Here is a 22,691-nt window from a genome sequence, read left to right as displayed (position 1 = left end):
CTGAATAATTAATACCAGATAAAGGAAACTGGAAATGAATAATCAACTGCTACTCTTTTTTCTAATGTTCATACTCACAGGCTGCGTCAATAATGAAAAAATCAGTCATGTAGAAAATGATATTCATCTGATAAATATAAAAATTAATCAACTCCAACAGGATATCAACGCTCTACGTCAGGAAATCCAAGCAGCGAAAGAAGCAGCAGAAAAAGTCAATACACGGCTGGATGATGCCGGGAGATGGCCAGACGGAATTTGGGCGCACCCGCCACGGTGGTAATACGCCACTAAACGTCAATCAACTATAAGTCAGAATAATAACAAACAGGGAAAAATAAATAATGAAAAAGATTTTCAGCGTGGGAACACTAATTCTGGTAATCGGCTTATTAAGCGGGTGCGTCAATGAGCAAAAGGTCAATCAGCTGGCGAGCAATGTGCAAACATTAAATGCCAAAATCGCCCGGCTCGAGCAGGATATGAAAACATTACGCCCACAAATCTATGCGGCAAAATCTGAAGCTAACAGAGCCAATACGCGTCTTGATGCTCAGGACTATTTTGATTGCCTGCGCTGCTTGCGTATGTACTCAGAATGATAAAAAAATCCCCGGCAGCGTTCTGTTACCGGGGATATTTTTTAACGTCCAACAGCCGCTTTAGGCCGTTTCTTCGCACCAGCATTCACCGGGCGAGGTTGCGCAGTTGGCGCTTTCTTTGCGGCGGCTGGCGTCTGACGCTGGGTCGCCATCGGCGTATGTTTGGTCAACGCCGGACGGGTATTGCGGTTCTGACGACGTGCTTCACGCATCTCTTCAATGGTTGGCGCAGGCACTAAGCAATCACGACGACTGCCAATCAGATGCTTTTTACCCATTGCTTCCAGTGCCTGACGGATTAACGGCCAGTTTGCCGGATCGTGGTAACGCAACAACGCTTTATGCAAACGACGCTGTTTGTCGCCCTTCGGTACGAAGACATCTTCACTCTTGTAACCAATCTTCGCCAGCGGGTTTTTGCCGGTGTAATACATGGTTGTTGAGTTAGCCAACGGCGACGGGTAGAAGTTCTGTACCTGGTCAAGACGGAAGCGATGCTTTTTCAGCCACAGCGCCAGGTTAACCATGTCTTCATCACGCGTACCGGGGTGCGCAGAGATGAAATACGGGATCAGATACTGCTCTTTACCTGCCTGTTTCGAGTAGGTGTCGAACAACTCTTTAAAGCGGTCATAGCTGCCCATGCCCGGCTTCATCATCTTCGACAGCGGCCCTTCTTCGGTATGTTCCGGGGCAATCTTCAGATAACCACCGACGTGATGGGTTGCCAGCTCTTTGATATAGCGAGGATCTTCCACGGCGATGTCGTACCGCACACCAGAGGCGATCAGGATCTTCTTGATGCCTTTGAGATCCCGAGCACGGCGATAGAGATTGATCGTCGGTTCGTGATTCGTATCCATATGCGGACAAATATCCGGATAAACGCATGATAAACGGCGGCAGGTCTGCTCGGCGCGTGGCGATTTGCAGCGCAACATATACATGTTGGCAGTTGGCCCACCGAGATCGGAAATCACGCCCGTAAAACCAGGAACAGTGTCGCGGATCGCTTCGATCTCATTAATGATCGAATCTTCCGAACGGCTCTGAATAATGCGCCCTTCGTGCTCGGTGATAGAACAGAAAGAGCAGCCGCCAAAGCAGCCACGCATAATGTTGACCGAGAAACGGATCATTTCGTAAGCCGGAATACGGGCATTACCATAGGCCGGATGCGGGACACGTTTGTACGGCAGCGCAAAGACGCTATCCATCTCTTCGGTAGAAAGCGGTATTGCAGGTGGGTTGATCCACACATAGCGGTCGCCGTGTTTTTGCATCAACGCACGGGCGCAGCCTGGGTTAGTTTCGTGGTGCAGAATACGCGAAGCATGAGCGTACAGTACTTTGTCGCTTTTCACTTTCTCGAATGAAGGCAACAACACGTAGGTTTTTTCCCACGGTTTCGGGCGCGGCGGCTGCACGGTAACGGCTTTGGCTTCTTGTTTTTTCGGTGCCACCGGTTTGTTATCAGCGCACGGCAGGTCTTCACCATACGGGTGCGGGATCGGGTCTATTTTCCCTGGGGTATCGAGACGGGTGGAATCCACGCCGCTCCAGCCAGGCAGCGCTTCTTTCACGATAATCGCAGTATTACGCACATCGCGGATTTCACTAATCGGCTCGCCCATCGCCAGACGATGCGCCACTTCCACCAGCGGACGCTCACCGTTACCGAACATCAGCATGTCGGCCTTGGAATCCACCAGCACCGAACGGCGCACGGTATCAGACCAGTAATCATAATGTGCGGTACGGCGCAGACTGGCCTCAATACCGCCGAGGATCACCGGCACATCTTTCCACGCCTCTTTACAACGCTGGGTATAGACCAGTGTGGCGCGATCCGGACGCTTACCCGCGACGTTATCCGGCGTGTAGGCATCGTCATGACGTAAACGGCGATCGGCAGTGTAACGGTTGATCATCGAATCCATGTTGCCTGCGGTAACGCCGAAAAACAGATTCGGTTTACCCAGACGCATAAAGTCGTCTTTGCTGCTCCAGTCCGGCTGGGCGATGATCCCGACGCGAAAGCCCTGCGCTTCCAGCATACGACCGCAAATCGCCATCCCGAAGCTTGGGTGATCGACATACGCGTCGCCAGTAACCAAAATGATGTCGCAGCTATCCCAGCCAAGTTGATCCATCTCTTCACGAGACATCGGCAAAAACGGTGCCGGTCCAAAACAGGCGGCCCAGTACTGCGGCCAGGAGAACAGGTCGCGATCCGGTTGGATCAGGGAGATAGAGCTCATTTTGCTTCCAGAAATGATAAAAAAATAATCAAAGGCCGGGGATTATAAGCCGGAACGAAAGAGAAATCGAAAAGTATTCCATACTCGCCCTCTCGGGCGAGTATGCCGATTACGGTATCGGATTGACCAGCAGCTGCCCTATCGAGCCGCGATCGGCCATTTCCAGCGTCTGGCTATTAAAGTAGAACGGGAAGTGCGCCCAGGAAGGCTGGCCGAAATAGACAAGCAACTCAACTTGTCCATCAACCCAAACGGTATCTTTCCAGCCTCTGTCTTCCGGGAACGGCATCGCACCATTCACGTTACGGATCTGGAACATCACACCTTCAATATGGAACGCTTGCGGCTCGTCCGCGCGTACGGTCCAGCGCTCCCACGTTCCTTGCTGCGCGGTGACATCAATACGGTTGACGTCCCACAGTTGCCCATTGATACCCGGATCATCACCCAGACTGATATCGCGACTGCGAATCGGCGAACCGGCCATAATTTCAGTCGGCAACAGGCGCATCGGCAGGCTGTCAGTGACCAGCGGCAGCAGCCCGGTCGGGCGCAGCGTTAGCACCAGTGTGGAAACCAGAATGCTGGATGGCTCAAAGAAGCCACGAATACGATCAACAATACTCGCCGCTTCACCACAGGTGATGGACACTTCATCACCATTGCTCATATCCACCAGAATCTCACGACGCTCGCCCGGCGCCAGGGAAAGTTGTTTTACCGACACTGGCGCAGGCAGGAATCCCTGATCGCCTGAAATTACATGCAATGGACGTCCGTCGCTCATCTGCAATTGATAACGACGGGAGTTGGACGCATTCAATAAACGCAGGCGCACCCAGCCACGCGAAACTTCAACGTACGGGCTTTGTACACCGTTAACCAGCAGCGTATCACCAACAAAGCCGCCGCTTCCCGGTTCGTTATATTCTGGCGTACCAAAGTTATCCAGCCGTTTATCCTGGATAATGACCGGAAAATCATCGACACCATAATGGTTAGGAATGGGCAGAGACTTGCTGACTTCATCTTCCACCAGCCACATCCCGGCAAGGCCGTTATAGACTTGTTGAGCCGTGCGGTTCGGCGTATTAGCGTGATACCACAAGGTCGCGGCATTCTGGCGAATTGGCAACACGGGCGCCCAGTCAGCGTTTGGCGACATCATGCGCGCCGGGCCGCCCATCAGCGGACCAGGCACCTGTAGCCCGGCCACCGTCATTGAGACATTTTCTGTCAGGCGGTTGCTGTAGATCAGCTTAACATCGTCGCCCTTCCAGACACGGATTGTCGGCCCAAGGTAACGACCATTGATCCCCCAGACTGGCGCACGCGTCCCTGGCGTAAATGACCAGTGCGCGCGCTGTACTGTCATAAACAGCGGTTGCCCACGGCGAGATTCAAGCAGCGGCGGAACGGGTAACGGTTGCTGTTGCCCGGCTGCGCTTGCCTTCAGGGGGACAGCGCCTGCACACAGTGCGATCCCCGATGCCTGAATGAACTGACGCCGACTGAGTGACATATTTGCTCCATGTAAAACTGGCTAAAGTAAAACTGTGCAGGAAAACGTTCCCGCAAAAAATCCAGATTGCCGACTTAAACTTTTCCGGCAGCTTCGCGCTCTGCGACTTCTTTATCGAGTTCTGCGATTTTTTGTTCCATGATCGAACGACAATGGGCAGCCAACTCACGAACTTGATCTTTGCCATACTGGCTAACATCAATTGGCGGCAGCATCTCTACGATAACCAGACCGTTGTGCAGCCGATTAAGATTAATCTTATTCGAAGTTGTGGAAACACACACGGGAATAATCGGCACACCTGCCGCAATTGCCGCATGAAAAGCCCCCGTTTTAAATGGCAACAGACCGCGACCACGGCTACGCGTACCTTCCGGGAACATCCAGATAGAAATTCGGCGTTTTTTGAAGTGATTCACCACTTCCGCGATGGTGCCGTGTGCCTTAGTACGGTTGTTTCTGTCGATCAATAAGTTACCGGTTAACCAGTACAACTGCCCAAAGAAGGGGATCCACAGCAAACTCTTTTTACCCACAGTGACTGTCGGCGGCTGCACGATGTTTGATGCCGTCACCATGTCATAGTTGTTCTGATGGTTAGCAATATAGATAGCATTACCATAGCTTTCAGCATCAGCAGGTTTGCGACATTCGACCTTCAGGCCGTACAGCGGCGCAAGACGACCAAACATATGCCCGAAGGTGGCCACATGCTTCGGATTACGCGGGCTGAAAAGGCAGTAAATGGAGCCGAATACACAGACTAAGATGCTGTAAATAACGGTAATAATAAGACGAAAGATATATAGCATAACACCCTCTGAAGGTCTGAGAGACTGGCATTGTACGTCACCTGAAATCAGGTTAGGGCATTGTTAAAAGCCGCTCTCCGGAAAAGCGTATTGTTAATCGCAACGCATGAATAAACAACGGTTTCAAGGGAATTTTTATTGTTTACACGAACTAAATGCGGCACCGGATGACGACTTCAACGTTTCATCCGGCTTACCTTACTGGCAGGAGAAGGTACGACCCTCTCCTGCATTTTACTCTTCGCTGTCAGCTCGTCGCGGAGCATCAATCTCGACACGGTCGATACGCTGTAAACCGCGCATCAATGTGCCGCGACGGCCACGCTCACCCGTCACTTTCAGCAACTCTTCCGGCCGCAGTTTGATTTTGCGTTTCCCGACATGAATCGTCAGCGTACTTTGTGGGGGCAGGACATACAGATGTGCAAGACCATCCTCGCCACGAGCGGCTTCTGCCGACGGGATGTTAATGATCTTGTTACCTTTACCCTTCGACAGTTGCGGAAGTTCACTGACCGGGAACATCAGCATACGTCCAGCCAGAGTAATCGCCAGCAACATATCGGAAGGATCCTGAATCACCACTGGCGGCATAACATGCGCGTTTTCTGGCAGCGTAATCAGAGCCTTACCTGCACGGTTACGCGCCACCAGATCGTTAAAGGTACAGACGAATCCATAACCTGCATCGGAAGCCATCAACAGTTTCTGATCGTCGCTTTCCATTAGCATGTGATCAACGGTAGCGCCTGGCGGCAACGTCAGTTTACCGGTGAGCGGTTCGCCCTGACCACGCGCTGAGGGCAGCGTAATGGGGTCGATGGCGTAGCTGCGTCCGGTAGAGTCAACAAACACCACAGGCTGGTTGCTCTTGCCTTTCACTGCGGCTTTAAAGCTATCGCCCGCTTTGTAGTTCAGACCTGGTGCATCGATATCATGACCTTTAGCGCTGCGTACCCAGCCCATCTGCGACAACACAATGGTAACCGGCTCAGACGGCAGCATGTCGTGCTCGCTCATCGCTTTCGCTTCTTCGCGTTCCTGCAGCGGCGAACGGCGATCGTCGCCATACGCTTGGGCGTCGGCCTGTAGCTCTTTCTTCAGCAGGTTATTCATTTTGCGCTCGGAAGCCAGAATGCCCTGCAACTGATCACGCTCTTTTTCCAGCTCGTTCTGCTCACCGCGAATCTTCATCTCTTCCAGTTTGGCGAGGTGACGCAGTTTCAGTTCGAGGATCGCTTCCGCCTGAGTTTCCGTAATGCCAAAGCGCGACATCAGCGCCGGTTTCGGTTCATCTTCATTACGAATGATCTCAATCACTTCGTCGATGTTGAGAAACGCCACCAGCAAACCTTCCAGGATATGCAGGCGCTTGAGGACTTTCTCCAGACGATAGTTCAGACGGCGGCGTACGGTATCACGACGGAACACCAGCCATTCGGAGAGGATTTCCCGCAGGTTTTTCACCGCCGGACGCCCATCCAGACCGATCATATTGAGGTTAATACGATAGCTCTTTTCCAGATCGGTGGTCGCGAAGAGGTGATTCATCACCTGCTCCATATCCACGCGGTTGGAACGCGGCACGATCACCAGACGGGTCGGGTTCTCGTGGTCAGATTCATCGCGCAGATCGTCAACCATCGGCAGCTTCTTGTTGCGCATTTGCGCAGCAATCTGCTCCAGTACACGCGCGCCAGAAACCTGATGCGGTAGTGCGCTGATAACCACTGCGCCATCTTCTTTCTTCCACACCGCGCGCATACGCACAGAACCGCGACCGTTTTCATATATTTTGCGGATCTCGGCGCGGGAGGTAATGATTTCCGCTTCGGTCGGGTAGTCCGGCCCCTGCACGATATCCAGTAACTGGTCGAGCGTGGTATTGGGCTGCTCAATTAAAGCGATTGCCGCCTGCGCGACTTCACGCAAGTTGTGCGGCGGAATATCCGTCGCCATGCCGACGGCAATGCCAGTGGTGCCGTTAAGTAAAATATTCGGCAAGCGGGCGGGGAGCATTTTCGGCTCTTGCAACGTACCGTCGAAGTTTGGCACCCAATCCGCCGTTCCTTGCCCCAGTTCACTTAATAAAAGCTCGGAATATTTCGACAGGCGGGATTCGGTGTAACGCATTGCCGCGAACGATTTCGGATCGTCAGGCGCCCCCCAGTTCCCTTGCCCGTCCACCAGCGGATAACGATAAGAGAATGGCTGCGCCATCAGCACCATCGCTTCATAGCAGGCGCTGTCGCCATGCGGATGGTATTTACCCAGTACGTCACCGACGGTACGAGCCGACTTTTTAAATTTGGCGGTAGCATTCAGGCCCAGTTCTGACATCGCATACACAATGCGGCGTTGAACGGGTTTCAGACCATCACCAATAAACGGCAACGCACGGTCCATGATCACGTACATGGAGTAGTTTAAGTAGGCGTTCTCCGTAAACTCATGCAGCGCAAGGCGCTCTGCCATATCGCTCATTAATTCTGATTCCTCAACTTATTCGCCAGCCTTCAAAGGGGCAATATTGCTGGAGATACTACATTATCTGCCGCGTCGAGTCACAGGAGATCAGCGTCATTAGCGCCGCCGGACGTGCTCCGACGGCGATAAAGGCATCAATGTGCCTTGATATACAGCTCTTTGCTGTAGACATAATCCTGAGGATTGTGCAGCGGGAAACCGCCAACGTAGGGTTTAAGCAGTTTGATCAGCGGTTGATAGTAAATGGGAATGAGCGGAGCCTTCTGGTTGATAATAGCCTCGGCCTGTTGATACAGCGCATTACGTTTCCCCGCATCGGTGGTTTGCGCGGCCTGATTCAATAACGCGTCATACTGCGCGTTTTTCCAGTGACCGACGTTCTCTTCACTTCCCAGGACTCGGCCTGAGCGGGTTGCACTTTGCCTTCGCCGTCCATCCATACCAGACCTTCAAACAGATCCAGCACAATCTGCGCGGCAGTATTCTCCTCATCCTTTTGCAGGTCGAGCGTGCCTGGATCGCTATGATTGTTGTAACGAAAGACTTGTTGCGAAGCGAGCGGAGACTCCGGAAAAGCTCCCCTTCACATTAGCGGCACATAAACATCCGTTTTCAATTGCTGCTCTGCCATCCCCTCGCCCAGGTTGGTGTAATGAAACAGAATTGGTGCTTTACGCATTTTCTCGCCGCTTTCAGGAAGCCAGCTGCGAATGATGGTCCAGATGGTGTGAGATATGTTATCCAGGTCGCCAACATGGCGGGCTACGGCATAACGTCCCGAGATAAGTTCACCATTACTCACGCCATAACGATTCTCCGGAATCGGTTCGTTAACGCTGCCGCAGATATCGAAGCGAAACGCATCTGGCGCGGTGGTGGCAGGATCGTCCCAGGCGACACCAAAAGTCTGGCTTTGGTTAACAGGAGAAAGCCCCGTCTCTTTGCGCCACATGATAAATTTTGCCACGCTGTAGTTGAGCAATTCAGGGCTACAGCGATGTGGCAACATTGCCACAGGGATTGATGGGAAATCGATAATGTTTACATCCAGTGTCAGGTTTGTCATTTTGCCTCCCTGCGAAATTATTCCCGGGAACGCGTCCCGGGAGCGGTACAGTTACGGGTTTACTTTGCGGATCTGTTTGACGTCAATTTCAACAGAGTTCCAGTCTTTATCCACTTCGCCCTGAATCTCAACCGTATCTTTCGGCGTCACTGTCACACCGTTCCAGCGTTTGTGGTCGATATCGACATTGATGGTGCCGCTGGCATCTTTGAACAGGTACAGATCGTCGGAGATGCGCTCAACGATATTGCCACGCAGAGTTACCCAGGTGTCGTCACGCAGAGATTTCGCGTTTTCTACGTTAGTTACGCTGCCGTTCGGCCCCTGGAATCCTCCGGTCTGACTTTGCGTTGCCGATGGGCCAGAAAAACCACCCTGCTCTGCTGCCATAACCGGTGCGCTGCACAGTGCCATTACTGCAATTGCTGCTGCGAATTTTTTCATGTTTGTTACTCCCTTTAATGTCTGTTTCCGAGTATTAAACAAGATAGTCCTTAACAACTTCTTAAGGAAAAAAAAGAAAATTTAGGGCTGTACAGAGCACGTTACAACACGGTTTACTTGCAACAAATACAGTTATCGCAGGGATGAAAAGATGCGAATTTTACTGATAGAAGATGACATGCTGATTGGCGATGGCATCAAAACAGGTCTGAGTAAGATGGGTTTTAGCGTCGACTGGTTTACGGAAGGTCGTCAGGGAAAAGAGGCGCTTTATAGCGCGCCTTATGACGCGGTGATCCTTGATCTCACCTTACCGGGAATGGATGGTCGCGATATTTTACGTGAGTGGCGGGGTAAAGGTCAGCGTGAGCCAGTACTGATCCTGACTGCGCGCGATGCTCTGGCCGAACGCGTGGAAGGTTTGCGCCTGGGGGCCGACGATTATCTGTGCAAACCTTTTGCGTTGATAGAAGTGGCCGCGAGGCTGGAAGCACTAATGCGTCGAAGCAACGGGCAAGCCAGTAATGAGTTGCATCACGGTAACGTAATGCTCGACCCCGGCAAACGGATCGCCACCCTGGCAGGTGAATCCTTAACGTTAAAGCCAAAAGAGTTTGCCCTGCTGGAACTACTGATGCGCAACGTCGGTCGGGTACTGCCGCGCAAACTAATTGAAGAAAAACTGTATACCTGGGACGAAGAGGTCACCAGCAATGCCGTCGAAGTGCATGTACATCACCTGCGGCGCAAACTTGGCAGTGACTTTATTCGTACTGTTCACGGTATAGGCTACACATTAGGTGAGAAATGAAATTTACCCAACGCCTTAGCCTGCGAGTCAGGCTGACGCTGATCTTTTTGATTCTGGCCTCGGTGACCTGGTTGCTTTCCAGCTTTGTCGCCTGGAAACAAACTACGGATAACGTCGATGAACTGTTCGATACCCAACTGATGCTATTTGCCAAACGGTTAAGCACGCTCGATCTCAACGAGATTAACGCTGCGGATCGCATGGCACGGACGCCAAATAAATTCAAACACGGTCATGTGGATGACGACGCATTGACCTTTGCCATCTTTACCCACGACGGCAAAATGGTGCTCAATGATGGCGATAACGGAAAAGATATTCCCTACAGCTATCAACGTGAAGGATTTACTAACGGTCAACTGGTAAATGAAGATGATCCCTGGCGTTTTGTCTGGATGACATCTCCTGATGAGAAATACCGCATTGTAGTGGGTCAGGAGTGGGAATACCGCGAGGACATGGCGCTGGCAATTGTCATCGGACAACTGATCCCGTGGCTTATCGCCCTGCCCATTATGTTAATCATCATGATGGTACTACTGGGGCGTGAACTCGCGCCGCTGAACAAACTGGCGCTGGCGCTACGTATGCGTGACCCTGACTCGGAAAAACCTCTTAACGCTACTGGCGTACCTAGCGAAGTACGTCCACTGGTCGAGTCGTTGAATCAACTGTTCGCCCGCACACATGCGATGATGGTCCGTGAGCGCCGTTTTACTTCCGACGCGGCCCACGAATTGCGTAGCCCGTTAACAGCGTTGAAAGTACAAACCGAAGTCGCGCAGCTTTCTGACGATGATCCACAGGCACGAAAAAAAGCACTGATGCAATTACATTCGGGGATCGATCGCGCCACACGCCTGGTTGATCAGTTGCTCACCCTGTCACGACTGGACTCGTTGGATAATCTTCAGGATGTGGCGGAGATTCCGCTTGAAGATCTTCTGCAATCGTCAGTGATGGATATTTACCATACGGCGCAGCAGGCAAAAATTGACGTACGGCTGACGCTCAACGCACACGGCATCAAACGCACAGGACAACCACTATTGTTAAGTCTGCTGGTACGAAATCTGCTGGATAACGCCGTACGCTACAGTCCACAAGGCAGCGTGGTGGACGTCACCCTGAATGCAGATAATTTCACCGTAAGAGACAACGGTCCCGGTGTAACGCCGGAGGCGCTGGAACGAATCGGTGAACGTTTCTACCGCCCGCCAGGACAAACCGCCACCGGTAGCGGGCTTGGGCTGTCGATTGTCCGGCAAATCGCCAAGCTGCATGGCATGAATGTTGAGTTTGGGAATGCAAAACAAGGTGGATTTGAGGCGAAAGTGAGCTGGTAACGGTTATATTTTTGCAATATTCGCAAAAGACTTTGCACATTTTGCTAATTTCACCGTACCGCTCGGTGACGTACTATAGTCGGCAAACGTCTCACCTTGAGGATAAAAAATGAGCAACATCCTGATTATCAACGGCGCGAAGAAATTCGCCCATTCTAATGGTCAACTGAACGACACCCTGACCGAAGTCGCGGATGGTACGCTGCGCGACCTCGGACATGATGTCCGCATCGTTCGCGCTGAGAGCGACTACGATGTCAAAGCGGAAGTACAAAACTTTCTCTGGGCTGATGTGGTGATCTGGCAGATGCCTGGTTGGTGGATGGGCGCACCGTGGACGGTGAAGAAATATATCGATGATGTGTTCACCGAAGGTCACGGCACGCTGTATGCCAGCGATGGTCGTACTCGTAAAGACCCGTCGAAAAAATACGGCTCCGGCGGCCTGGTGCAGGGCAAAAAATATATGCTTTCCCTGACCTGGAACGCACCAATGGAAGCCTTCACCGAAAAAGACCAATTCTTCCACGGCGTTGGCGTTGACGGTGTGTATCTGCCGTTCCATAAAGCAAACCAATTCCTCGGTATGGAACCGCTGCCAACATTTATCGCTAATGACGTGATAAAAATGCCTGATGTTCCCCGCTATACTGAAGAATATCGCAAGCATCTTGTAGAGATTTTTGGTTAACTAGGGCTCTGGCTTTAGAAGGAGTTAACCATGCTTACAGTAATCGCAGAAATCCGTACTCGTCCTGGCCAACATCACCGTCAGGCGGTATTGGATCAGTTTGCTAAAATCGTTCCGACCGTACTGAAGGAAGAAGGTTGCCACGGCTATGCGCCGATGGTGGATTACGCTGCTGGCGTTGGTTTCCAGTCTCTGGCGCCGGATTCTATCGTGATGATTGAGCAGTGGGAAAGCATCGCGCATCTTGAAGCGCACTTGCAGACCCCGCACATGAAAGCGTACAGCGAAGCCGTAAAAGGCGATGTGCTGGAGATGAATATCCGCATCCTGCAACCGGGGATTTAAACCCGCCTTGTTTGCCCGGCCATCCTGACCGGGCAATGTTCCTTTCTTTAAACTTCAATCTCCGCCATGTCGCCTTTCTCTTGCAACCAGTTACGGCGGTCTTCCGAGCGTTTCTTCGCCAACAGCATGTCCATCATCGCGTCGGTACGCTGATCATCTTCATCGTCAATGGTCAACTGCACCAGACGGCGAGTGTTCGGGTCGAGCGTGGTTTCACGTAGTTGCAGCGGGTTCATTTCACCCAGACCTTTAAAACGCTGGACATTTGGCTTGCCTTTCTTGCGTTTTAATTGCTCGAGCACGCCCTCTTTCTCTTCTTCCGTCAAGGCGTAATAGACCTCTTTGCCTAGGTCAATGCGATAGAGCGGTGGTAGCGCTACATATACGTGACCGTGTTTCACCAGCGTACGGAAGTGTTTTACAAACAAGGCGCAGAGCAACGTGGCAATGTGCAGACCATCTGAGTCAGCATCCGCCAGGATACAGATCTTGCCATAACGCAGTTGGCTAAGATCGTCGCTGTCAGGATCAATACCGATCGCCACCGAAATATCATGCACTTCCTGCGAGGCCAGCACTTCGTCGGAAGAGACTTCCCAGGTGTTAAGGATCTTACCTTTCAATGGCATGATCGCCTGATATTCACGATCGCGCGCCTGCTTGGCGGAGCCGCCTGCGGAGTCACCTTCGACAAGAAACAGTTCGGTACGGTTAAGATCCTGCGCGGTACAGTCAGCCAATTTTCCAGGCAGCGCCGGTCCGCTGGTCAGCTTTTTACGCACCACTTTTTTAGCGGCACGCATACGACGCTGGGCGCTGGAAATCGCCATCTCCGCCAGCAGTTCAGCCGCCTGAACGTTCTGGTTCAACCACAAGGTGAAGGCATCTTTCACCACGCCAGAAACGAATGCCGCGCACTGACGCGAAGAGAGACGCTCTTTGGTCTGTCCGGCAAACTGCGGATCCTGCATTTTTACTGACAGCACATAGGCGCAGCGATCCCAGATATCTTCCGCCGACAGCTTCACGCCGCGCGGCAGAATGTTGCGGTATTCGCAGAACTCGCGCATCGCATCCAGCAGGCCCTGACGCAAACCGTTAACGTGCGTACCGCCCTGCATCGTTGGGATCAGGTTGACGTAGCTTTCGGTCAGCAGTTCACCGCCTTCCGGCAGCCACAGTAGCGCCCAGTCCACCGCTTCGGTATCGCCAGAAAAATTACCGATAAACGGTTTTTCCGGCAGCGTCGGCAGGCCATTCACCGCTTCCGCGAGGTAATCGTTCAGACCGTCCTGATAGCACCAACGTTGTTCGGTATTGTTGATCTCATCTTTAAAAGTAATCTCAACGCCCGGGCACAGTACCGCTTTGGCTTTCAGCACATGTGTAAGACGGGAAACAGAGAAGCGCGGGCTGTCAAAGAAAGTTTCATCCGGCCAGAAGTGCACGCTGGTGCCTGTGTTGCGTTTACCGCAAGTACCGACAACCTGCAAATCCTGCACCTTTTCGCCATTTTCAAAGGCGATGTTATAAATCTGACCATCGCGGCGCACGTTAACTTCTACGCGCTTCGACAGGGCGTTAACCACCGAGATCCCCACGCCGTGCAGACCGCCAGAGAACTGGTAGTTTTTGTTAGAGAATTTACCGCCCGCGTGCAAACGGCAAAGAATCAGTTCTACCGCCGGAACACCTTCTTCCGGGTGAATATCCACCGGCATCCCACGGCCATCGTCAATCACTTCCAGCGACTGGTCAGCATGTAAAATAACGTCCACGCGTTTTGCGTGACCGGCCAGTGCTTCATCCACACTGTTATCAATAACTTCTTGCCCCAAATGGTTAGGGCGAGTGGTATCGGTATACATCCCCGGACGGCGGCGAACCGGCTCAAGCCCGGTGAGTACCTCAATGGCATCAGCGTTATAAGTTTGCGTCATGGTTTAAGTTAGTAATTCGAGTTGATCGTCAGAGATGGTGCAGACCAAGAAAATCGACGATCGGGTTGAAATAATCTTCGAAGCCCGTGAATGCGTGGTTGCCGCCTTCTATTACGGTCTGGCGGCAGGAGGCGTAGTACGCCACCGCCTGGCGGTAATCCAGCACTTCATCTCCCGTCTGTTGCAGCAGCCAGATCAAATCCGGCGCTTCCAGCGGGTCAATCTGCATGACTTTGAGATCGTAAATATGGCGAGACTCTAGCACATATTGCTGCCCGGTGTAGGGGTTCTCGTTCTGACCGAGATAGTCCGTCAGCAGTTCAAACGGGCGCACCGCCGGGTTTACCACCACTGCAGGCAGCATAAAACATTGCGACAACCAGGTGGCGTAATACCCGCCCAGTGACGAACCAACAATCCCCAGCGAATCACCGCCATGTTCCAGCACAATGGATTCAAGCAGTTCTGCCGCATCGGAAGGATACGGCGGCAACTGCGGAATGATCATCTCAACGTCAGGGTGATGTTCCGCCAGCCAGTTTTTCAACAAGCTCGCTTTCGCAGAACGCGGCGAACTATTGAAACCGTGTAAATAAAGAAGCGTCGACATCAGTAACCTTCTGAAGCGGTATCTGGTTGGAAACGGGAATCTGCCAGGCGGTGTACTTCTGTGGTCAGGGTGCCATCTGCATGGAGTTCCAGCGTACGCCAACCGGGCGCGATGGTGTCCAGCGTGAAGTTGGAACAGTGCGGCTTAAACTGCACGCAGGTCGATGGCGTTGCCAGCAGGCGACGACCGTTCCAGTCGAGATCCAGTTCCTGATGGATGTGGCCGCATAACAGATATTTGACGTGCGGAAACTTCACCAGCACGTTATCCAGTTCACCCGCGTTACGCAGACTGTGTTGGTCAAGCCAGCTACAGCCCGCAGGCAACGGATGATGATGCAGCAAAAGCAAGGTATGGCGCTCTGGCGCATCAGCCAGTTTACGTTCCAGCCACTCGAGTTGAAACTCGCTCAACTCACCGTGCGGTACGCCAAACACCTGGCTGTCCAGCAACAGGATTTGCCACTGTTCACCGATAAACACGCGTTTCGCTGAAGATATACCCGCTTCCTGTAGCGCGCTGTACATCGCAGGCTGGAAATCATGGTTGCCCGGCAGCCAGACGCAGGGCGCACGCAAGCTTGCGATGCCTTCAGCGAAGTGCTGATAGGCCGCAGCCGTTTGATCCTGCGCTAAATCACCTGTCGCGACAATCAGGTCGAATTCATGCTGGTGTGGGCGAATCGCCTCCAGCACGGCCTGGTAGCTTTCCCAGGTGTTCACCCCTAACAGGGCTTCGTGCTTTTGCGCAAACAGGTGAGTATCGGTAATTTGTAAAATCCTGACTCTGGCCTCACCAGCCAGAGGAAGGGTTAACAGGCTTTCCAAATGGTGTCCTTAGGTTTCACGACGCTAATAAACCGGAATCGCCATCGCTCCATGTGCTAAACAGTATCGCAACCAGTCCGCTAAAAACTGATTAATTTGATGCTTTTCGTCGCGTTGATGCAACTTTTTATTAGGATAATCATACCGCGCTTTGAAGCGAAAAATCTGCTGACTTGAACACACTTCAGCCACCATCGCGTCATGATACAGACGCACCGTCATCGACGGAAGGCTCCAGTAACTGATCGCTGGCGCAATCTGTTCAATAGTCACCAGGGTAGTGTATCGGGTCGATTCCACAATCGTTAGCCGATATTGTGCGTTTGCCACCTGATAGCTTACAGTTTCACCGGGTGCGTCATTGCGCGGTAACAAACGGCGCAATTGTGAAAAATTCATCTCGCACAGGCGCATCATTTCAGGAAAATCAGGTGTGTAACGCTTCATTTATGCCCACTCATTTTTTAACTCTTGATGATGCAGTTGCAGCCATTGCAAAGCGATGACCGACGCTGCGTTGTCGATTTTCCCCTCTTCTACCCATTGGTATGCCTGTTCCCGACTTACCACATGAACGCGAATATCTTCGTTTTCATCTGCCAGACCATGAATACCGCTTGCGGTCGTGGCGTCCACTTCGCCCACCATAATAGACGAACGCTCGCTGGTGCCGCCCGGGCTTGCCAGGAAACTTAACACCGGTTTGGTCCGTTTCACTTTTAGTCCCGCCTCTTCAATCGCTTCGCGACGGGCAACATCTTCCACACTCTCACCTTCTTCAATCATCCCGGCAACCATTTCCAGTAACCAGGGCGTTTCGCTGGTGTCATACGCGGCAATTCGTATCTGTTCAATCAGTACAACTTCATCGCGCACTGGGTCAAAGGGTAGCAAGACTGCGGCGTGACCGCGTTCAAAAATTTCCCGCCGGACCTCATGACTCATTTGCCCGTTGAATAAACGATGACGAAATCTATAAAGATCTAATGAAAAAAAGCCGCGATAAAGTGTTTCTCGTGCAATAATTTCTACATCGTTTTTGCCAAATGTAACGGGCAGGTTGTCTGGCTTAAGCATGGCTAATGTCCTGGCACTAATAGTGAATAAAATGTGAATTTCAGCGACGTTTGACTGCCGTTTGAGCAGTCATGTGTTAAATTGAGGCACATTAACGCCCTATGGCACGTAACGCCAACCTTTTGCGGTAGCGGCTTCTGCTAGAATCCGCAATAATTTTACAGTTTGATCGCGCTAAATACTGCTTCACCACAAGGAATGCAAATGAAGAAATTGCTCCCCATTCTTATCGGCCTGAGCCTTTCTGGGTTCAGTTCGTTGAGCCAGGCCGAGAACCTGATGCAAGTTTATCAGCAAGCACGCCTTAGTAACCCGGAATTGCGTAAGTCTGCCGCCGATCGTGATGCTGCCTTTGAAAAAATTAATGAAGCACGCAGTCCATTACTGCCACAGCTAGGTTTAGGTGCAGATTACACCTACAGCAACGGTTACCGCGACGCGAACGGCATCAACTCTAACGCAACCAGTGCGTCCCTGCAGTTGACCCAGTCCATTTTCGATATGTCGAAATGGCGTGCGCTGACCTTGCAGGAAAAAGCTGCCGGTATTCAGGACGTCACTTATCAGACCGATCAACAAACTTTGATCCTCAACACCGCGACCGCTTATTTCAACGTGTTGAATGCCATTGACGTACTTTCTTATACTCAGGCACAAAAAGAGGCAATCTACCGTCAGTTAGATCAAACCACCCAACGCTTTAACGTGGGCCTGGTGGCGATAACCGACGTGCAAAACGCCCGCGCACAGTACGATACCGTGTTGGCGAACGAAGTGACCGCACGTAATAACCTCGATAACGCGGTAGAGCAGCTGCGTCAGATCACCGGTAACTACTACCCGGAACTGGCAGCGCTGAATGTCGAAAACTTCAAGACTGACAAACCACAGCCGGTTAACGCCCTGCTGAAAGAAGCCGAAAAACGCAACCTGTCCCTGTTACAGGCCCGTTTAAGCCAGGACCTGGCGCGCGAGCAAATTCGCCTGGCGCAGGATGGTCACTTACCGACTCTGGATTTAACGGCCTCTACCGGAATTTCTGACACCTCTTATAGCGGCTCGAAAACCCGTGGTGCGACTGCAGGCCAGTATGACGACAGCAATATGGGCCAGAACAAAGTGGGCCTGAGCTTCTCGCTGCCGATTTATCAGGGCGGAATGGTTAACTCGCAGGTGAAACAGGCACAGTACAACTTTGTTGGTGCCAGCGAGCAACTGGAAAGCGCCCATCGTAGCGTCGTGCAGACCGTACGTTCCTCCTTCAACAACATTAATGCATCTATCAGTAGCATTAACGCCTACAAACAAGCCGTGGTTTCCGCCCAAAGCTCTTTAGACGCGATGGAAGCGGGCTACTCGGTTGGTACGCGTACCATTGTTGACGTGTTGGATGCGACCACTACACTGTACAACGCCAAGCAGGAACTGGCGAATGCACGTTATAACTACCTGATTAACCAACTGAATATTAAGTCAGCTCTGGGTACGTTGAACGAGCAGGATCTGCTGGCACTGAACAATGCACTAAGCAAGCCGGTTTCCACTAACCCGGAAAACGTCGCGCCGCAAACGCCGGAACAAAATGCTATCGCTGATGGCTATGCGCCTGATAGCCCGGCACCAGCCGTGCAGCAAGCATCCGCACGCACTACCACCAGTAACGGTCATAACCCTTTCCGTAACTGACGACGACGGGGCTTCGGCCCCGTCTGAACGTAAGGCAACGTAAAGATACAGGTTATCTGCCGCATTCTTCCCCCTTCTCGCTTCAATTTCGACCAGCCATCCTCTATTCTGATGGGTATTTACCACTGGTCCCGGAAGACAAAAATGAAACGGACAAAATCCATACGCCACGCATCGTTCCGCAAAAACTGGAGCGCACGCCATCTGACACCAGTCGCTCTCGCGGTTGCCACTGTTTTTACGCTGGCTGGCTGTGAAAAGAGTGATGAAACAGTGTCTCTGTATCAAAATGCGGACGATTGTTCAGCCGCAAACCCAGGCAAAAGCGCCGAATGTACCACCGCGTACAACAATGCGCTGAAAGAAGCAGAACGTACTGCGCCGAAATACGCCACTCGTGAAGACTGTATTGCCGAATTTGGCGAAGGTCAGTGCCAGCAGGCACCTGCCCAGGCTGGCATGGCACCAGAAAACCAGGCGCAGGCCCAGCAATCCAGCGGGAGTTTCTGGATGCCGCTGATGGCAGGTTACATGATGGGGCGTCTGATGGGCGGCGGCGCGGGCTTTGCGCAACAGCCGTTGTTCTCCTCGAAGAATCCAGCCAGCCCGGCGTACGGTAAATATACCGACGCGACCGGTAAAAACTATGGCGCAGCCCAGCCAGGCCGCACCATGACCGTACCGAAGACTGCAATGGCACCAAAACCGGCGACCACCACTACCGTTACCCGTGGCGGTTTTGGTGAATCTGTTGCCAAACAAAGCACTATGCAGCGTAGCGCAACCGGCACCTCTTCTCGTTCAATGGGTGGCTGATACCGATGGAAAGAGTCAGTATTACCGAGCGTCCGGACTGGCGCGAAAAAGCCCACGAATACGGTTTCAATTTTCACACCATGTACGGCGAACCGTACTGGTGTGAAGATGCTTACTACAAGTTGACCCTCGCCCAGGTTGAAAAGCTGGAAGAAGTCACTGCCGAACTGCACCAGATGTGCCTGAAAGTGGTGGAAAAAGTGATCGCCAGCGATGAGCTGATGACCAAATTCCGCATTCCAAAACACACCTGGAGTTTTGTGCGTCAGTCATGGCTGACTCACCAGCCGTCGCTTTATTCGCGTCTTGATCTGGCGTGGGATGGCACTGGCGAACCTAAACTTCTGGAAAATAACGCCGATACGCCAACGTCACTATACGAAGCGGCGTTCTTTCAGTGGATCTGGCTGGAAGATCAGCTTAACGCGGGCAACCTGCCGGAAGGCAGCGACCAGTTTAACAGTCTGCAAGAAAAGCTTATTGATCGCTTTGTCGAGCTGCGTGAACAGTATGGCTTCCAGTTGCTTCATCTCACCTGTTGTCGCGATACAGTGGAAGATCGCGGTACCATTCAGTATTTGCAGGACTGCGCAACCGAAGCTGAAATCGCCACCGAGTTCCTCTACATCGACGATATCGGTTTAGGCGAAAAAGGCCAGTTCACGGATTTACAGGATCAGGTTATTTCCAACCTGTTCAAGCTGTATCCGTGGGAATTTATGTTGCGCGAAATGTTCTCCACCAAGCTGGAAGATGCTGGCGTACGCTGGCTGGAACCGGCGTGGAAGAGCATTATCTCCAACAAAGCGCTTCTGCCGCTGTTGTGGGAGATGTTCCCGAATCACCCGAACCTGCTACCCGCTTATTTTGCGGAAGATGATCATCCAGAAATGGAAAAATATGTGGTTAAACCGATCTTCTCGCGTGAAGGCGCAAACGTGTCGATCATCGAGAATGGCAAAACCATTGAAGCAGCGGAAGGTCCGTATGGCGAAGAAGGCATGATTGTTCAGCAATTCCATCCGTTACCGAAATTCGGTGATAGCTATATGCTGATTGGTAGCTGGCTGGTGAATGATCAACCTGCCGGGATTGGGATTCGTGAAGACCGTGCGTTAATCACCCAGGATATGTCTCGGTTTTATCCGCATATTTTTGTTGAGTAATCAATGATGCCGGATGGCATTCGCCATCCGGTAATTGTTAACCTATCTGCACCGATAACATACTTAAACTGCCCATTTCTATGCCATCGACCGGAATGGTAATCGGCTCCTGCCCATCCCACGCACCTAACACATACAACAACGGCAGATAGTGTTCCGGCGTTGGGTTCGATAACGCGCCACCTTCATGGTCGAGATAATTCACCAGAGGATGCTGCTCTACCGGCCCTTGCCACGTCAGATTCGCTTTCACATACTCATTAAACGACGTCGCCCACGGATACGGTGAACTATCACCGTGCCACTTCACTGTACGCAGGTTATGCACCACGTTGCCACTGGCAACTAACATTATCCCTTCATCACGCAGCGCCGCGAGTTTGCGCCCCATTTCGAAATGCCAGGCGGCAGGTTTGCTACTGTCGATACTCAACTGCACCATCGGGATATCCGCTTGCGGATACATCTTAATCAGCACACCCCACGAGCCGTGGTCAAAGCCCCAGGCTTCTTTATCCAGTGTGACAGGTACTGGCGCTAACAACTCAACCAGTCGCTGAGCCAAAGCCGGTGAGCCAGGTGCCGGATAATGGGTGTCGTACAGCGCCTGCGGAAAACCGCCAAAGTCATGAATCGTTGACGGCATCTCCATCGCAGTCACCCCTGTTCCACGGGTAAACCAGTGAGCCGAAACCACGACAATCGCTTTCGGGCGTGGCAATGTCATCCCCAACTTCTGCCAGCTACGGGTATACAAATTATCTTCCAGCACGTTCATCGGACTACCGTGACCTAAAAACAATGCTGGCATACGTGTTGAAGACATGATGATATCCTTAACTAAAGGTGTCATTTTGATATCCTCACAATACGCTTGTTCGGCGGAGTAAGAACCCGGATAACAATGATGATCATCATCAGTTATTTTGACGATCTGCCTGAAGGTGAAGATTTATAAGGAGTTGTCGATGTCAGTACCTCTCATTCTGACCATACTGGCGGGGGCAGCCACGTTTATTGGCGCGTTTCTCGGCGTTCTCGGGCAAAAACCCTCGAACCGACTGCTGGCATTTTCGCTGGGGTTTGCGGCGGGGATCATGTTGCTTATCTCATTGATGGAGATGCTCCCTGCCGCATTAGCCGCCGAAGGAATGTCCCCCGTTCTGGGCTACGGGATATTTATCTTTGGTCTGCTGGGCTATTTTGGTCTGGACCGCATGTTGCCGCATGCGCATCCGCAGGATTTAATGCAAAAATCGGTGCAACCGTTGCCCAAATCGATCAAGCGCACTGCCATTCTGCTCACTCTTGGAATCAGTCTGCATAACTTCCCGGAAGGGATAGCGACCTTTGTCACGGCAAGCAGTAATCTGGAGCTGGGCTTTGGCATTGCACTGGCCGTAGCGTTGCACAATATTCCTGAGGGTCTGGCGGTTGCGGGGCCGGTTTACGCGGCAACGGGGTCGAAACGCACCGCGATTCTGTGGGCGGGGATTTCTGGGCTGGCGGAAATTCTCGGCGGCGTTCTGGCGTGGTTAATCCTCGGTAGCATGATTTCCCCTGTGGTAATGGCGGCAATCATGGCGGCGGTTGCAGGAATTATGGTGGCGCTCTCCGTGGACGAATTAATGCCGTTAGCCAAAGAGATTGATCCCAATAATAACCCCAGCTATGGCGTGCTGTGTGGGATGTCAGTAATGGGATTTAGTTTAGTGCTGTTACAAACGGCGGGAATTGGTTGAAACAACTTCAGATGTTGTCCATGCTGGACAACATCTGCAGGCATCACAGAAACACTACTCAAGCTTTTCTGCTGTCTCTTCTCTCGCACTGTTTAAGTATTTGTTTCTCGCTTCAAGCAGTGCGTCTCTGTCCTGGCGAAACGCCCGACAATAACGTTTCAAATGCAGGAAATACCCCACCACAACCAGCGCAATCAATACAATCCAGTACCAGGAGATAAACATCCTTTTTACCCTTAATATTTAACAATACCAAACACTTAGCGCATAAATTTCACATATCCATTTTCGGATATATTTATATGGTCGCATAATAACGGAACATTTATATGATTTTGATCATAATGAAAAAGATTGGCTGATATTAGTGAAATTTACTCATAGATAAAGAGGTGAAATTTACATTCAGCAGGGTAAGGGCAAAATAAAACCGAAGCCTT

General features: G+C 51.8%; 23 protein-coding genes and 1 pseudogene. 10 read left to right on the top strand and 14 right to left on the bottom strand.

The annotated features are described in order from the left end of the window. Positions 1-34: 34 nt before the first annotated feature. Positions 35-283, top strand: coding sequence for an LPP leucine zipper domain-containing protein (locus tag D9742_RS14265; protein ID WP_130237330.1), 249 nt, complete (start codon positions 35-37; stop codon positions 281-283). A 61-nt stretch (positions 284-344) separates the two neighbouring features. After that, positions 345-602: a lipoprotein YqhH gene (yqhH, locus tag D9742_RS14260; RefSeq protein ID WP_130237329.1), complete on the top strand. Its 258-nt coding sequence runs from the start codon at positions 345-347 to the stop codon at positions 600-602. 41 nt (positions 603-643) lie between these two features. On the opposite strand, the gene D9742_RS14255 is transcribed toward yqhH, so the two are convergent. The 7 genes and pseudogenes from D9742_RS14255 to ygiW form a co-directional block, all read right to left on the bottom strand. Next, on the bottom strand, positions 644-2,863 hold the full coding sequence (locus D9742_RS14255) for a YgiQ family radical SAM protein (protein WP_130237328.1): 2,220 nt from the start codon (positions 2,861-2,863) through the stop codon (positions 644-646). 109 nt (positions 2,864-2,972) lie between these two features. Next, a complete protein-coding gene (gene ftsP / locus D9742_RS14250; RefSeq protein ID WP_130237327.1) occupies positions 2,973-4,385 on the bottom strand; it encodes a cell division protein FtsP in 1,413 nt (470 codons plus the stop codon). A gap of 74 nt (positions 4,386-4,459) precedes the next feature. After that, positions 4,460-5,197, bottom strand: coding sequence for a 1-acylglycerol-3-phosphate O-acyltransferase (gene plsC, locus D9742_RS14245; RefSeq protein ID WP_130223945.1), 738 nt, complete (start codon positions 5,195-5,197; stop codon positions 4,460-4,462). 234 nt (positions 5,198-5,431) lie between these two features. Beyond that, positions 5,432-7,681: a DNA topoisomerase IV subunit A gene (parC, locus tag D9742_RS14240; protein WP_130223942.1), complete on the bottom strand. Its 2,250-nt coding sequence runs from the start codon at positions 7,679-7,681 to the stop codon at positions 5,432-5,434. 137 nt (positions 7,682-7,818) lie between these two features. After that, a pseudogene (locus D9742_RS14235) lies at positions 7,819-8,073 on the bottom strand (ABC transporter substrate-binding protein); the annotation flags it as partial. 194 nt (positions 8,074-8,267) lie between these two features. Then, on the bottom strand, positions 8,268-8,750 hold the full coding sequence (locus D9742_RS14230; RefSeq protein ID WP_130237326.1) for a GyrI-like domain-containing protein: 483 nt from the start codon (positions 8,748-8,750) through the stop codon (positions 8,268-8,270). A gap of 51 nt (positions 8,751-8,801) precedes the next feature. Next, positions 8,802-9,194 carry an OB fold stress tolerance protein YgiW gene (ygiW, locus tag D9742_RS14225; RefSeq protein WP_096251400.1) on the bottom strand — a complete coding sequence of 131 codons (393 nt, stop codon included), beginning with the start codon at positions 9,192-9,194 and terminating at the stop codon, positions 8,802-8,804. 151 nt (positions 9,195-9,345) lie between these two features. Between ygiW and qseB the strand changes: the two genes are divergently transcribed. The 4 genes from qseB (at position 9,346) to D9742_RS14205 (ending at position 12,387) form a co-directional block, all read left to right on the top strand. Further along, the gene (qseB, locus tag D9742_RS14220) at positions 9,346-10,005 is read left to right on the top strand and encodes a quorum sensing response regulator transcription factor QseB (RefSeq protein WP_130237325.1); all 660 of its coding nucleotides are present in this window, start codon (positions 9,346-9,348) and stop codon (positions 10,003-10,005) included. Then, the gene (gene qseC, locus D9742_RS14215) at positions 10,002-11,351 is read left to right on the top strand and encodes a quorum sensing histidine kinase QseC (protein ID WP_130237324.1); all 1,350 of its coding nucleotides are present in this window, start codon (positions 10,002-10,004) and stop codon (positions 11,349-11,351) included. The genes qseB and qseC overlap by 4 nt, the downstream gene beginning before the upstream one ends. A gap of 109 nt (positions 11,352-11,460) precedes the next feature. After that, entirely contained in the window at positions 11,461-12,042 is a 582-nt protein-coding gene (mdaB, locus tag D9742_RS14210; protein WP_000065441.1) for an NADPH:quinone oxidoreductase MdaB, read from the top strand. A gap of 30 nt (positions 12,043-12,072) precedes the next feature. Continuing rightward, complete coding sequence (locus D9742_RS14205; RefSeq protein ID WP_130237323.1) at positions 12,073-12,387, top strand: putative quinol monooxygenase; 315 nt, start codon at positions 12,073-12,075, stop codon at positions 12,385-12,387. A gap of 47 nt (positions 12,388-12,434) precedes the next feature. Here D9742_RS14205 and parE read toward each other — a convergent pair whose 3' ends face one another. The 5 genes from parE to nudF are packed head-to-tail and all read right to left on the bottom strand — an operon-like array spanning position 12,435 to position 16,841. Further along, positions 12,435-14,327 (bottom strand): DNA topoisomerase IV subunit B, encoded by a 1,893-nt coding sequence (gene parE, locus D9742_RS14200; protein WP_130210353.1) that lies wholly within the window; start codon positions 14,325-14,327, stop codon positions 12,435-12,437. 28 nt (positions 14,328-14,355) lie between these two features. Beyond that, complete coding sequence (yqiA, locus tag D9742_RS14195; RefSeq protein WP_000105733.1) at positions 14,356-14,937, bottom strand: esterase YqiA; 582 nt, start codon at positions 14,935-14,937, stop codon at positions 14,356-14,358. Beyond that, complete coding sequence (gene cpdA, locus D9742_RS14190; protein ID WP_130237322.1) at positions 14,937-15,764, bottom strand: 3',5'-cyclic-AMP phosphodiesterase; 828 nt, start codon at positions 15,762-15,764, stop codon at positions 14,937-14,939. Before cpdA ends, yqiA begins: the two co-directional genes overlap by 1 nt. A gap of 24 nt (positions 15,765-15,788) precedes the next feature. After that, positions 15,789-16,211: a DUF1249 family protein gene (locus D9742_RS14185; protein WP_000833390.1), complete on the bottom strand. Its 423-nt coding sequence runs from the start codon at positions 16,209-16,211 to the stop codon at positions 15,789-15,791. Next, positions 16,212-16,841, bottom strand: a complete 630-nt coding sequence (nudF, locus tag D9742_RS14180) for an ADP-ribose diphosphatase (RefSeq protein ID WP_130237321.1) — start codon at positions 16,839-16,841, stop codon at positions 16,212-16,214. It abuts the gene before it with no gap. A 204-nt stretch (positions 16,842-17,045) separates the two neighbouring features. On the opposite strand from nudF, the gene tolC reads away from it, so the two are divergent. The 3 genes from tolC to D9742_RS14165 all read left to right on the top strand — a co-directional run bounded on the left by tolC (position 17,046) and on the right by D9742_RS14165 (position 20,509). After that, positions 17,046-18,527, top strand: a complete 1,482-nt coding sequence (tolC, locus tag D9742_RS14175; protein ID WP_130237320.1) for an outer membrane channel protein TolC — start codon at positions 17,046-17,048, stop codon at positions 18,525-18,527. Between the two features lie 144 nt (positions 18,528-18,671). After that, positions 18,672-19,343 carry a DUF1190 family protein gene (locus D9742_RS14170; RefSeq protein WP_130237319.1) on the top strand — a complete coding sequence of 224 codons (672 nt, stop codon included), beginning with the start codon at positions 18,672-18,674 and terminating at the stop codon, positions 19,341-19,343. 5 nt (positions 19,344-19,348) lie between these two features. Further along, positions 19,349-20,509, top strand: a complete 1,161-nt coding sequence (locus tag D9742_RS14165) for a glutathionylspermidine synthase family protein (RefSeq protein WP_097512912.1) — start codon at positions 19,349-19,351, stop codon at positions 20,507-20,509. Positions 20,510-20,546: 37 nt separating this feature from the next. On the opposite strand, the gene ygiD is transcribed toward D9742_RS14165, so the two are convergent. Beyond that, positions 20,547-21,335 carry a 4,5-DOPA dioxygenase extradiol gene (gene ygiD, locus D9742_RS14160; RefSeq protein WP_205712875.1) on the bottom strand — a complete coding sequence of 263 codons (789 nt, stop codon included), beginning with the start codon at positions 21,333-21,335 and terminating at the stop codon, positions 20,547-20,549. Between the two features lie 142 nt (positions 21,336-21,477). Here ygiD and zupT point away from each other — a divergent pair, with 142 nt between their 5' ends. Further along, on the top strand, positions 21,478-22,251 hold the full coding sequence (gene zupT / locus D9742_RS14155; protein ID WP_001439213.1) for a zinc transporter ZupT: 774 nt from the start codon (positions 21,478-21,480) through the stop codon (positions 22,249-22,251). 54 nt (positions 22,252-22,305) lie between these two features. Here zupT and yqiD read toward each other — a convergent pair whose 3' ends face one another. Further along, complete coding sequence (gene yqiD, locus D9742_RS23175; protein ID WP_165382779.1) at positions 22,306-22,476, bottom strand: protein YqiD; 171 nt, start codon at positions 22,474-22,476, stop codon at positions 22,306-22,308. Positions 22,477-22,691: the final 215 nt, after the last annotated feature.

This window comes from Escherichia sp. E1V33, assembly GCF_004211955.1.
Classification (GTDB): domain Bacteria; phylum Pseudomonadota; class Gammaproteobacteria; order Enterobacterales; family Enterobacteriaceae; genus Escherichia.
This window is presented reverse-complemented; position numbering and strand designations above follow the sequence as displayed.